Raw genomic sequence first — 12,468 nt, forward strand, 5'->3', positions numbered from 1 at the left:
ATCCCCTGCCTTCGATTACTTCTTCTGATGCTTGAGACGTTGGCGCTCCAGCCAAGCTGCTGCCTGTTCCTGCTGGGACATGTCTACTTTCAACCAATAACCCAAGAAGGCGCTCGCATCTTCTCCTGCCATCTCAGATAAATAATCTCCCCATTCCTTTCCGGTCACCACCTGATAACGGTACTTCTCGACATACTGCTTCAAAACGTCATGTACCCTTTCTTCCCCCCACGCTCCCTGCAATAGCCACAGCATCGAGGACGGACGGGAATAGACGAGGTCGCTATAACTCTGATTATTAGGGAATGCTGACAGCGCTTGCCAAGAACGCAGTTCCTCTGCCACGTAATACTGAACAGAAGTGCCCTGCGCAAGCCGTCTGCGCACCCGTTCTGCTCCCAACAGCGGGTCTTGCTGAGATAAGTACGAGAGCGTCACGTACTCCGCGAATCCCTCATCCAGCCATGCTTCCTTTACCTGATCATTTCCGACCAAGCCGTAGAACCACTGGTGTGCCGTCTCATGGACAACCGTGACGATACCTGTTTCTTCCCCAGAAAAGAAATGACTCCCGTCGAGAAAGACCAATGCTGGGTACTCCATCCCGTTAATCGCGCCACCAGTCCTTACCACATCGTATTCGGTATATGGATAGGCACCCAATTGATGATGAAAATAGGCGAGAGACTTCGCTGCTGCTTCATGAATCTGCTCAGCTGCTGTTGGATCATCTGTTTTCCGCCACCACGTTCGGACGACTGTTTCGCCCACCTTCGTTTCCGTTCGCTGATAGGAAGCATCCATAACGACTAGGGCAAAATCTCTTACGTTTTCTGCACCGAGCTGTATCGTCTTTTCTCCCTCTCCAGCAGAAACCTGTTTCGCAGCCTTGTCTGGCGCTGTGCTCGCCAGTTGATAGTCTTTTGGGAGTGTCACGTTCACCTCATAGTCTGCGTTCTCACTGTAAAATGGATCACCAACAGGCTCGTATGGATCGAGATGCCAGCCTTCCTTATCGTACACCGCAAGAACCGGGAGCCAGTTCCCCAGCCAGATCGATTGGTCATCGTACGACATCCTTCCGTCGTTTCGTGGAAGAGTCATCTCGAACTCCATCACAATCTTTCGTGGGCCCACCTGTCCTTCTAGAGGCACTTCGAGGATGTTCAGGTCTTTCGTCTGTTTGCCGACAACCGCAACACCGTCGACCAGTAGCTTTTTATTAGTGTATGTGCCAAGCGTTGGGCCATTGCCTAAAAGTTCCTCCCATAGCATGCCTTGATGCTCTTCTGTAAATACGTTCGGGTAAAGCTGGAGATAGGCACGAGTAGGGTCTTTTGGCCAAAAGGTAATCGTTACGGTGCCTGCTACTTCTTTCTTGATTGGATCAATTCGCACATCAGCCTGATAGAGGGGGTTACGCATAAGCGCAGTACCCTCCGTAGCATTTACAGGCAACATCCACGTCATAAACAATAAGCAACAACCGACCATTGAAACCCATTTCTTCACGCCATCTCCCCCTTTTCTCCACTGTACAAAAAATGGAAGATAAAGACTATCTTTCCTCTTTACCCTGATAGCTTGTCGGACAACCACTTTTCAACCAACTCCAAAGGAACCGGCTGTTCCGTTCCCTCTCGCATATCTCGGACGACGACCTGCCCGCTGTTCACTTCGTTTTCGCCATAGATTAGGGCAAAAGCAACCCCTTCTTTGTTTGCATAATCGAGTGCTTTTTTCAGTCGTCTACCTGTCAGCTCCAACTCGACTCTCATACCACTCTCACGCAATAGATTGGCCAGACCAAGACTGGATGCTTCTGTCCCGAGGGGAATGACGAGTACATCCGCAGCTTTTTGCTCTTCCGCGTTGCGATTTGCCAATGCTGCCAGAATGACATCCAATCCGAACGAAATCCCTACGGCGGGATACTCTCTTCCATCATCCAAAAGCCGACCGATAATCTGATCGTAGCGTCCCCCACTGCCGATACTGGACGTCATACTTCCATCCTGCAAAAAGATCTCATACACAGTCCCTGTGTAGATCCCTAAGCCTCTTGCCAAAAATGGAGAGAAACGAAGCTTCCCCTCCACACCCGCTCCTGTTACATAGGCAAGCATATCGCGCAGCTCCCGAATCCCTTCCTGAACTAACGGGGTTGTAAAGCGCTCTGCCAACAGATCCAGGGTAATCACACCTTCTTGCAGGAAAGACGTAATCGCCAAAACGAGTGGCTCCTCGACGTTTCGCTCCCGCAAGTCATCACGCACTCCGTCCACGCCGATCTTCTCGAGCTTATCCAGCGACAGCATGACATCCCCAGCACGCAGGGCGGGGACTCCCAACTCCTGAAGCACCCCAGATAACAGCTTGCGGTTGTTGACCTCAATGTACACGTCGAGCCCGAGCCGCTTGAATGCCGCAAACGCCATACTGAGCAATTCTGCTTCAGCCAACACCGATGTCGTTCCCACGATATCGACATCGCATTGAATAAATTCGCGCAAACGTCCGGTTTTTACTGGCCCGTCCCGAAATACTTTTCCGATCTCATACCGCTTGAACGGCATTCGCATCTCAGGATTCATGCCCACTACCTTCGTCAACGGTACGGTCAAATCATAGCGCAGTCCAAGCTCTCTATCTCCTTGGTCGCTCAAGCGATACACTTCCTTCAAGATTTCATCCCCGCCACCGTACTTGGATGCCAGCAATTCGTAGTGCTGTAGCATAGGCGTCTCCAACGGTTTGCAGCCGTATGTCTCGAATACAGCTTCGAGTGTCCGTCGTATCCAATTTCGTTGCATTTGCTCCTGCGGCATGAAATCTTTTGTGCCTTTTACCGTTTTTAATACTTCGTTTTCCATAAGTAACACCCTTTCTTTTATCAGATAGAGAAAACCAAAAAAGCCATGCAAGGCAACTTCCTGCCCGCATGGCTTCCTAAATACACCACCGCAGGCACGAAGCACAAGAAGCGCTTGCACCTGCGGAAAAATTTCCGAAGATACAAACGCTCTACGTGTGGTGATGCTGTTGAAGGAACATGTTTAGACCTGTCATAGGAATCGGTCCATCCTTCCGTGAAAAAAGATTTTTCCTATCATAGCGCAAGAAAAGCTCCCCGTCCAGCAGACGAAGAGCCCCATTCCCAAAAAGTTCTATTCACGCAACCAGATGAAGTACGCCAGGAAGACCAAGAACAGCACATACATCGCCGGATGTACTTCGCGAGCCTTGCCTTTCATTACCTTCATCACTGGATAGACAATGAAGCCCGTCGCAATACCTGTTGCAATACTGTAAGTCAATGGCATCAACAAGATCGTCAGGAACGCAGGGAACGCTTCGTCCAGATCATCCCATGCCACTTTTACAATGTGCGAAGCCATCAGAACACCGACGATAATAAGCGCTGGAGCCGTAACCGCAGGTGTGACAATCGCAAGAATCGGTGAGAAGAACAATGCCAACAGGAACATAATCCCTGTGACAACTGCGGTAAATCCGGAGCGTCCACCTGCCGCTACCCCTGCTGTCGATTCAACATAAGCTGTAGTGGTAGATGTACCGAGTACCGCACCTGCCATACCTGCAATCGCATCGGAAGCGAGTGCTTTTCCTGGGCGAGGCAAATTGCCGTCTTCTTTGAGCAATCCCGCTTGGTTCGCTACGCCCAAGAGCGTACCCGTCGCATCGAAAAAGTCTACAAACAAGAACGTCAACACAACGATCAGCATGTTCACAGTGAACAAAGCGGATGGATCACCGAGATATTGGAACGCAGCACCGAATGTAGGAGCAAGGCTCGGTGGTGCAGAAACGATTTGCTCAGGCAGATTCACCAGTCCGAAAAACATCCCGGTAATCGCCGTAATCAACATTCCGATAAAGATACCCGCATTGACTTTGCGAGAAAGCAGAATGACCGTCACGATCAGACCAAACACAGCAAGCAACGCATTTTTCGCTGCCAAAATTGCTTCCGGCTTCATGCCCTCGTGATAGAAGGTCAGATGTCCCAGTGCTACGAAGGTGGCATCATTTGCTACGATAATACCCGCGTTTTTCAAACCGATAAACGCGATAAAAAGACCAATCCCTGCTGAAACTGCATACTTCAAGCTTTGTGGAATCGCTTTGATGATCGCTTCCCGAACACCTGTCAGGGATAGAATCAAAAAGATCGTACAAGAAAGGAATACGCCAGCCAAAGCCTGTTGCCAAGGAATTTGCATCGTCAGAACGACGGTATAAGTAAAGAATGCGTTCAAACCCATTCCCGGAGCTTGACCGATCGGTAAACGTCCGAGAATACCCATTAACAGTGTACCAAGAGCAGCAGCCAAAGCCGTTGCGGTAAAGACAGCCCCAAATTCAGGATAGTTTGCTTTCAAATCTGGCGGCAGGTCAGCACCACTGAGAATGAATGGATTGACAGCCAAGATATATGCCATTGCCAAAAAAGTAGTGATACCCGCGATGATTTCGCGTCGGTAATTGGTGCCTAGCTTGTCAAACTCGAAATACTTCCGCACCTATAAGTCCCCCCATACTAATCTTGTGGCAAGAAAAAAGGCCTCGACGCTCTTATCATGCGCCTGGCCATCAAACAAAACACTCCGGGAATAATTCCAAATATAATAACAAAATCAGATCCCGATGACATTTTGTTCGTAGCCAAGTCGTTAACGGCGACCATGTAGAAACTCTTGAGCCATATTCTCAAGAATATACGAACCTTCCTATATTACCTGCTCACATTGAGAAGTGTATCAGGTGACATAGGGAATGTCAACGAAAATACGAACATTTATTTTCAGAATGAGATTAATATCCGGGTATTTTCGAATAAGGCCTGTGTTATACTTGCATAGATTCCTCCAGATCTCAACAATCTCTTTTAGGGTGATTCAAAATGAGCTATATGGATGCTTGGGAGCGAATAATAGCAGAGCAGGAGCGAGAACGTGACCGACTTCGAGTTAATCGAATAACTGTAAGGGTCGGCGATAAGAAAAAGAGCAAGCGCAACATTCATCAAAAGGAAAAGCTCATCGAATATGGCTTCGTAGAACGTGATTTGTATGATGAGAATTTATATGGGAGGTTTGAACTCTATTTCGCCGATCGCGACACTCTTCGCAAGCAAGATCGGTTTGGAGATGAAATTGCTTTTGGTGAGCTTGCAGATGAACATGCAGTTGCCGCTGCAATCTTCTCCTATTTGGCGGAGCACTATTCTCAATTTTTGAAGGAAACTCCCTTCGCTATTAGCTATAACCCGATTGCAGAAGCTTGGATTATCGAAGGAACTCTTCCTCCGGGATGGCTAGGTGGAGTCATTTATATTGCTCTTGCCAAAGAAAATGGAAAGCTTCTCATGATGTATGGAACGAAATAATTCTTGGACAAAAAAAACTCTCTTTTATTCGCAAATCGCGCAAATAAAAGAGAGTCATTTTTTGTTCCTATTCCCACTCAATTGTTGCTGGTGGTTTGGACGTTACATCATACACAATGCGGTTTACATTGTCTACTTCATTCACGATACGCACAGAGATTTTCTCCAATACATCCCACGGAATGCGCGCCCAGTCAGCGGTCATACCATCAATGGACGTTACCGCACGAATCCCTACTGTGTAAGAATACGTACGAACATCTCCCATTACACCTACGGTCGTCATGTTTGGCAAAGCCGTGAAGTACTGCCAGATTTCCCGATCGAGACCTGCCTTGGCAATCTCCTCACGCAAGATCGCATCGGATTCACGAACGATCTTCAGTTTTTCTTCAGTAACTTCACCCAAAACACGAATGCCGAGGCCTGGTCCTGGGAATGGCTGACGCCAAACAATCTCATCTGGCAAGCCCAGCTCTGTACCCAGTCTGCGCACTTCGTCTTTGAACAATGTTTTCAACGGTTCAATCAACGTGAACTTCATGTCTTCTGGCAAACCGCCTACGTTGTGGTGCGATTTGATCGTTTGTGCAGTGGCTGTTCCGCTCTCTACGATATCCGTGTACAGCGTACCTTGTGCCAAGAAGTCCATATCTGTCAGCTTTGCTGCTTCTTCATCGAATACATAAATGAACTCGTTACCGATGATTTTGCGCTTTTGCTCTGGGTCAGATACACCTTTGAGCTTGCTCATAAAACGCTCGCGAGCATCGATCTTGATCACTTTCATGGAGAATTTCTCACCGAATGTCTCCATTACCCCTTCTGCTTCCCCTTGGCGCAGAAGACCGTGGTCAACGAACATGCACGTCAATTGATCGCCAATCGCTCTGTGAATCAGCGCTGCTACTACGGAAGAATCCACACCGCCGCTCAATGCACACAGTACTTGCTTGTTGCCCACTGTTTCACGAATGCGAACCAGCTCGTCCTCGATGAACGTCGTCATGCTCCAATTCGCTTCACATCCACAAATGTTGAACAGGAAGTTTCCGATGAACTCAGTACCTTTTTGAGTATGAACTACTTCTGGATGGAACTGTACGCCGTACAGCTGGCGTTCAGGGTTGCTGATCGCAGCTACCGGGCAGCTGTCGCTTACCGCATCAATGACAAATCCGGTTGGGAGCTCCACTACTTTGTCAGAGTGGCTCATCCACACGATCTCGCTTGTATCCCATTTGTCGTACAAGCTATGTTTTTGCTGCATACGCAGTTCAGCTTTTCCGTACTCGCGTTTACCCGCGCGTTCTACTTTTCCGCCCGTCAAATGGCTCATCAACTGCATTCCGTAGCAAATACCCAATACAGGCAAGCCCAGATCAAAAATCGCAGGGTCTACAGTTGGTGCTCCCTCTTCGTACACGCTAGCAGGTCCACCAGAGAAAATAATCCCTTTTGGATTCATCTCTTTAATTTTTTCAACAGGTGTATTGAACGGTATCAGTTCACTATAAACACCCAGATCGCGTACACGGCGCGCGATCAGCTGATTGTACTGGCCTCCGAAATCGAGTACGACGACCATTTCCATTGACTTGTCCATCATATCCCCCTTCTCCTGTAACATACAGGACGTGCAAGTGTCGGCATGCCATGCGAAGTTGTCGCATATTTGCAAAAAAGCCAGGACTGCTATCTCCGATAAACAATACGGAGGCAACGTCCCAGCTTGTGTACACATGTGCGGTTTGCATGTACAAAAATCCGATGTGCTCTCCTCGTAGTCGCCAAATTTACGGTCTAGCGGTAGAAACTTTCAGGCCCTATTCCTGATCATTATACGAGTCTCATTGATCGTCATTCTAGCAGATGGAACGGCATTGTTCAAGGCTTCAATTGACGGATTAACCGTTCGAGTATTTGCTCTGCTATAGTTCTCGCATTTTGTTCCATTTGTTTGTAGCCATACACGGTACGTTCGTACAGCTCCGTCAAATAGCGCAGGTCTTGTCGCTTGTCTGCCGGCAGGGTCATCCTGCCCACGTACTCCCGCAACGTTTCTCCTGGCTGTCTGCGCGTGTAGACACGCTCCATCATCTGCATCAGCAAATGGTACCGATCCGGGAACTCACTGCTTCGCTCTTGATTCAGTTGCCTGCGCATCCACCATAGCTGAATATCTTGTCTGCGACGCCACACGATAATTCCTGCCACAACAATGGCTACAGCCAATCCCGCGTTTACTTGCCAAGGAATTTTAATCCCACTACCTGCTGGGCTGTCTCCCTCTTCCAGCTCATTGAAACGTCCATTCCCACGATCGCCGTCCGTTTGATTCGCCAGGTTCGGCAACGGAACAGGGATCTCCGGCTTTGAAGTGACCAGATCATAATTAAAACGAACAGGTGACATGAAGGTACTCGTCGCTTCAAACGGAACCCAACCAATCCCCGGGAAGTAGACCTCTACCCACGAGTGAGCATCCTTGTTGCGCACTTCTAAAGTCTCGTAGTTAAACGCATCCGTTCCCACTCGTTCACCAGGTGCGAAGCCCTTGACCCAACGTGTCGGGATATCCAGGGTACGAAGCATAACTGCCATCGAAGTGGAAAAATGGTCACAGTACCCTCGAAGGCTGTCAAACAAGAAGTGATCGACAAAATCCTGGCCCTCTGCAGCGACTGGAACGTCTTTCGTTTCATACTTATATTTTCCACTTGAGCGCAAGTAATTCTCGATCGCTCTCACTTTGTCATAAGGAGTCTTCGCATCCTTGGTAATCGTTGCAGCTAGCTCTCTTACTCGCGGAGGAACCGAGGCTGGCACCTGCAAATAGCGCTCTTTGATATCATCCGGATAGTTCGTCCCCGCATTCGTCACGGCCTTTTCACTAACAATCGGTACTTCGGTCTCGACCTTGTATTGATTCAGTTTGAGCAAAAGCGGATTGGGGCCGTACTCTGGCCGACCGTTTTTCTCACTCAGCTGAACCAAGTTGATTTTTCCTGCCCGTACTTCAAGTTGCTGATTCATTTTGTCATAAACAACAGTTGCCTCTGGTGGAGCGTAGTTGCTCACCTTTTTTAGCTGCCCTTGATAAAAGACAGTCGGGAATTGCTGCGGGCCTTTAAATTCTAATGTAGCTTGAACCTTTTTCGTTTCAAGCCCTTGGAACATCGTATTCTCCCATGTATAGGTTTGCGGGTCCAGGATTGACTCATACTCTCTATCGCCTTTTTCCCAGCCAACTCCCGTATACACGTCCTTCGAGTCACCGCGCCAATAGCTACGCTCGTTCGTCTTTGCAATAAACACTAATGTGTTATCTTGCAGGAAAGGACCGCCTAACCGTTCGTCGTTGTTGTCGTATCCTACTTTTTTCATCACACCAACAGGCGTATCGCTTCCTTTCCCTGTTAAAAAAGCGATCGGATCAGGCCATGACGGTCCTGCCTTCGGTGCTGCATAACCGATACCTATACAAGCCATAATGACCATCACCGAAGCCAGCAGTGAGTTGAGCATGATTCGGCTTCTCTTCCCTGCCAGTGTTGCCATGTTCATCATCTTCATCAGATGACTAATGGCCAGCATCAGGAAACCAATAATCAGCGTCCGTACAACCCCTGAACTGGCATCATACGGGAGAAACGTATCCAACACTGCCAAATACAGTTCGGTCAAAAAGACAAACCATAAGCCTTGCCGTTGTTCCAGCACAAGATACGTTAACATCGTCGCTAACAACACCAAAACGAGATCAAACATGGTATTCCGCGACAGGATCGACATGCTGGCCCAATCCTGTTGAAACGCTAACGGAAGATCGTGAATCATCTGTCCGTACAATTGACCAATCCAATCCGAGTCAAAAAACGGTTTGTCAAATAAAGTAGCATGCAAAAGCACCATTAGCCCAAGTGCTTTGATCGGCAAAGTTAACCACCGATAAGGGATCAACAGGTCAATGATAATGACTCCACCCACAATCGCATAAAACGGCCACAGAATGCCCGTATCCGTTAATGTCTGTAGAGGAAGAAGCCACTCTCTTAACATCAGGAACAGAAAAAGGGCCAAGACCCATTCCCAAATCGTTGGACGCTTCCAAACGCTCATGAGTCTATGCACCTCCAATCCGTTTCCACTCTTGATCATCCATGTGAATAGACGTACATGTTACTTTGTTTGCGCCAAGCAGTTGCAACGCTTGCTTTTGTTCATGCGAAATGGTTGACTCGTTCTGCATGAGAAACAGCTGCACCCGTCTGCCTTTTTGAGCGAGTGTGATCAAACGACCGATCAACGTTTTTTCTACATGCGGTGTAATAATGATCAAAGTGACACCTTGAGGCTGCTCCAATGCTTCTCTTCCCACAATTCTTGCAAATAACTCTTGTCCTTCTGGCGCGACACGAGCTAATTGATCAAAAACTCTGAGGAAATGGGCATGGGACAGTCCTGGTGGTATCGATATACGTTCTGCTTGCTTGTACACGAGCCCATAATGGTATTGATTCCGATTGGCGAAAGCGATCAGACTCGCGGCTAGCTTCACCGCTGTTTCGAACAAGTGCACAGGCTTCCCTTGGTAGTTTGTCTTCTCCACATCAAGGAAAAAGACAGCCTGATTCATTGCCTGATGCTCAAATTCCTTCGTCTTCAGACCCGTCCCCCGTGCGGAAGCTCGCCAATGAATTTGACTCAACCGATCGCCCCGATGATAGTCTCTTACGCCCCGTACTGCTGCAACGTCGTCAGAGCGCCGATGGGAAACATGCACCGTACCACTGAAGCTCCCATCCCCCAGGGCCCAATGGGTCAATTCTTTGTATTTTGGATAAACGAGAAACTCTTGAGAAATCGAATAAACCTTGCGACGCTCAAAAAATCCAAAAAAATCCCCGCCGCTTACTACACATTCTTCGAGACGATAGTATCCGCGCGGTACATTGGGTATGACATAACGAAACTCGACTTCCCTTTTGAACCACGGGAATATCAGTTGTCGATGCGGCTCATACACGCCAGCCAGCCTCGCCGGCAATGGCTCCATAATCATATTCCAGCCCAGCGGAAACCAAATCCTCCGGCGCAGACGTATCGTTACAATGACATCTTCCCCATCCTGCAGACGATTGCGATCTAATTCACGCTCGACTTCTAGCTTCGTGAACATGAGTACATAAGCGACAATTTCATATAGGAGAAACACCAAACTACTATAGAAAAGAAACCAGCTTGAAAAGCCACCTTGAAATTTTGCGAATACATAAGTAATCAGAACTAATGCAATCGCCTTGAGCTTACCCCACCTTTTCTGTCTCATCTGCAATCACCGCCTTAGCTTACCGGGACACGGGTCTCAGACAAGATCATAGCCAACACCCGATCTACGGTTGCTCCTTCCAGTCTTGCTTCTGGTTTCACAATCATACGGTGTGCAAACACTACTGGAACTAGTTCCTTCACGTCATCTGGAATGACATAGTCACGTCCACGAACGAAGGCCAACGCCTGAACAGCCCGGAAAAGAGCAAGAGAACCGCGCGGGCTCACGCCTAAGTAAATATGATGATGCTCACGCGTACGATGACATAGACGCACGAGGTATTCTTTTATTCCTTCTGATACCTTGATCGTCGATACCTGGCGCTGGAGTTCCGCAAGCTCGGCGGTGGACATAACCGGCTGAAGCTCTTCCAATGGATTCGCTGCCGAGAATCTGGACAACATCCGCATTTCTTCCTCTACCGTTGGATATCCCAAGCTTAATTGCATGAAGAATCGGTCCAATTGAGCTTCAGGTAATGGGAAGGTCCCTTCATACTCTAATGGGTTTTGCGTAGCCATCACAAAAAATGGCTCTGCCAATCGATACGTAGAACCATCGATTGTTACCGAGCGCTCTTCCATGGCTTCCAAGAGTGCCGATTGTGTTTTGGGTGAAGTCCTGTTGATTTCGTCTGCAAGAATGACATTTGCAAAAATCGGCCCTTGACGGAACTCAAATTCCAGGCTTTTTTGATTAAAAATAGCGACCCCTGTCACATCCGTTGGCAACAAATCTGGGGTAAATTGAATGCGTTTAAACTCACCGCTGATTGATTTGGACAATGCACGTACCATCATGGTCTTCCCAACGCCTGGTACATCCTCTAGCAAAACGTGACCATTCGCTAGAATAGCCGCTACCATCAGTTCAATCACGGAGCGCTTACCAATCAATACTTTTTCTATATTATCGATTAAACCGGTTATTGCAGGATTTACTTGTTCCAATTTGATAGGGTTCATGTTGATACAACTCCTGTTCTATTATATTCTTCCGTCAGGTTTGTAACAGCTGTTCCTCCATGCTTTCAGTGTAATTCTAAAGTAATAGATGCAAATAGGAGATACAAGGAAAAAATGCTTAAAAATTGAAAAAATACACATATCATTATAAAAAAAAGAGTAGGATCTATTCCTACTCTTCGGTTTCATATGAAATATGGCGTGCCCTGAGAGATTCGAACTCCCGACCTTTTGATTCGTAGTCAAACGCTCTATCCAGCTGAGCTAAGGGCACAAATAAATGGAGCGGACGAAGGGTCTCGAACCCTCGACCTTCGCCTTGGCAAGGCGACGCTCTACCAATTGAGCTACGTCCGCATGTTATATCTTATGAGGTTTGTACTGAGGACAAAGCTTTCTGTCATAGTATGGTGCGGGTGAAGGGACTTGAACCCCCACGGTTGCCCGCCAGAACCTAAATCTGGTGCGTCTGCCATTCCGCCACACCCGCATTTTACTTAGAACAGAAAAGGGATTACTGTTACTATCACGCAGCTTTGCTTATTCAGCTAAAAAACTGGTGAGCCATGAAGGACTCGAACCTTCGACCCTCTGATTAAAAGTCAGATGCTCTACCAACTGAGCTAATGGCTCTCAAAAAATGGCTGGGGTACTAGGATTTGAACCTAGGAATGACGGAGTCAAAGTCCGTTGCCTTACCGCTTGGCTATACCCCAATGGTGGTGCCGGCAATAGGACTTGAACCCACAACCCCCTGA

At 47.9% G+C, this 12,468-nt stretch carries 8 protein-coding genes, 6 tRNA genes and 2 riboswitches (1 of these 16 only partly in view); of the genes, 1 reads left to right on the forward strand and 13 read right to left on the reverse strand.

Going from position 1 to position 12,468, the window contains the following annotated elements; genetic code table 11:
• Positions 1 to 15: 15 nt before the first annotated feature.
• From E8L90_RS20300 to E8L90_RS20310, 3 genes are all read right to left on the reverse strand, one after another.
• Positions 16 to 1,512, reverse strand: a complete 1,497-nt coding sequence (locus E8L90_RS20300) for a M1 family metallopeptidase (protein ID WP_137031036.1) — start codon at positions 1,510 to 1,512, stop codon at positions 16 to 18.
• 59 nt (positions 1,513 to 1,571) lie between these two features.
• The gene (locus E8L90_RS20305; protein ID WP_137031038.1) at positions 1,572 to 2,873 is read right to left on the reverse strand and encodes a histidine--tRNA ligase; all 1,302 of its coding nucleotides are present in this window, start codon (positions 2,871 to 2,873) and stop codon (positions 1,572 to 1,574) included.
• Positions 2,874 to 3,167: 294 nt separating this feature from the next.
• Complete coding sequence (locus tag E8L90_RS20310) at positions 3,168 to 4,544, reverse strand: NCS2 family permease (RefSeq protein WP_137031040.1); 1,377 nt, start codon at positions 4,542 to 4,544, stop codon at positions 3,168 to 3,170.
• 119 nt (positions 4,545 to 4,663) lie between these two features.
• Positions 4,664 to 4,765, reverse strand: a riboswitch (purine riboswitch).
• A gap of 159 nt (positions 4,766 to 4,924) precedes the next feature.
• On the opposite strand from E8L90_RS20310, the gene E8L90_RS20315 reads away from it, so the two are divergent.
• Positions 4,925 to 5,410: an NTF2 fold immunity protein gene (locus E8L90_RS20315; RefSeq protein WP_137031042.1), complete on the forward strand. Its 486-nt coding sequence runs from the start codon at positions 4,925 to 4,927 to the stop codon at positions 5,408 to 5,410.
• A 67-nt stretch (positions 5,411 to 5,477) separates the two neighbouring features.
• On the opposite strand, the gene guaA is transcribed toward E8L90_RS20315, so the two are convergent.
• From guaA to E8L90_RS20365, 10 genes are all read right to left on the reverse strand, one after another.
• Entirely contained in the window at positions 5,478 to 7,016 is a 1,539-nt protein-coding gene (gene guaA, locus E8L90_RS20320) for a glutamine-hydrolyzing GMP synthase (RefSeq protein WP_137033535.1), read from the reverse strand.
• Positions 7,017 to 7,174: 158 nt separating this feature from the next.
• Positions 7,175 to 7,277, reverse strand: a riboswitch (purine riboswitch).
• A gap of 20 nt (positions 7,278 to 7,297) precedes the next feature.
• Entirely contained in the window at positions 7,298 to 9,532 is a 2,235-nt protein-coding gene (locus E8L90_RS20325) for a transglutaminase TgpA family protein (protein ID WP_167497613.1), read from the reverse strand.
• A gap of 4 nt (positions 9,533 to 9,536) precedes the next feature.
• Complete coding sequence (locus E8L90_RS20330) at positions 9,537 to 10,742, reverse strand: DUF58 domain-containing protein (protein ID WP_137031044.1); 1,206 nt, start codon at positions 10,740 to 10,742, stop codon at positions 9,537 to 9,539.
• A gap of 14 nt (positions 10,743 to 10,756) precedes the next feature.
• Entirely contained in the window at positions 10,757 to 11,710 is a 954-nt protein-coding gene (locus tag E8L90_RS20335; RefSeq protein WP_137031046.1) for an AAA family ATPase, read from the reverse strand.
• Between the two features lie 197 nt (positions 11,711 to 11,907).
• Positions 11,908 to 11,984 (reverse strand) — tRNA-Arg (locus E8L90_RS20340).
• A gap of 7 nt (positions 11,985 to 11,991) precedes the next feature.
• Positions 11,992 to 12,067 (reverse strand) — tRNA-Gly (locus tag E8L90_RS20345).
• 51 nt (positions 12,068 to 12,118) lie between these two features.
• Positions 12,119 to 12,200, reverse strand: a tRNA-Leu gene (locus E8L90_RS20350).
• A 67-nt stretch (positions 12,201 to 12,267) separates the two neighbouring features.
• A tRNA-Lys gene (locus E8L90_RS20355) sits at positions 12,268 to 12,343 on the reverse strand.
• A gap of 8 nt (positions 12,344 to 12,351) precedes the next feature.
• Positions 12,352 to 12,426, reverse strand: a tRNA-Gln gene (locus E8L90_RS20360).
• A 4-nt stretch (positions 12,427 to 12,430) separates the two neighbouring features.
• A tRNA-Thr gene (locus E8L90_RS20365) sits at positions 12,431 to 12,468 on the reverse strand; it runs 38 nt beyond the window's last position.

It is taken from the genome of Brevibacillus antibioticus (assembly GCF_005217615.1).
In the GTDB taxonomy this organism is placed as follows: Bacteria; Bacillota; Bacilli; order Brevibacillales; family Brevibacillaceae; genus Brevibacillus; species Brevibacillus antibioticus.

Excerpts from the sequence above, each read along its gene's own strand:
- guaA (WP_137033535.1), bottom strand. The coding sequence starts at position 7,016 with ATGGACAAGTCAATGGAAATGGTCGTCGTACTCGATTTCGGAGGCCAG.
- E8L90_RS20315 (WP_137031042.1), top strand. The coding sequence starts at position 4,925 with ATGAGCTATATGGATGCTTGGGAGCGAATAATAGCAGAGCAGGAGCGA.
- E8L90_RS20305 (WP_137031038.1), bottom strand. The coding sequence starts at position 2,873 with ATGGAAAACGAAGTATTAAAAACGGTAAAAGGCACAAAAGATTTCATG.
- E8L90_RS20335 (WP_137031046.1), bottom strand. The coding sequence starts at position 11,710 with ATGAACCCTATCAAATTGGAACAAGTAAATCCTGCAATAACCGGTTTA.
- E8L90_RS20330 (WP_137031044.1), bottom strand. The coding sequence starts at position 10,742 with ATGAGACAGAAAAGGTGGGGTAAGCTCAAGGCGATTGCATTAGTTCTG.
- E8L90_RS20325 (WP_167497613.1), bottom strand. The coding sequence starts at position 9,532 with ATGAGCGTTTGGAAGCGTCCAACGATTTGGGAATGGGTCTTGGCCCTT.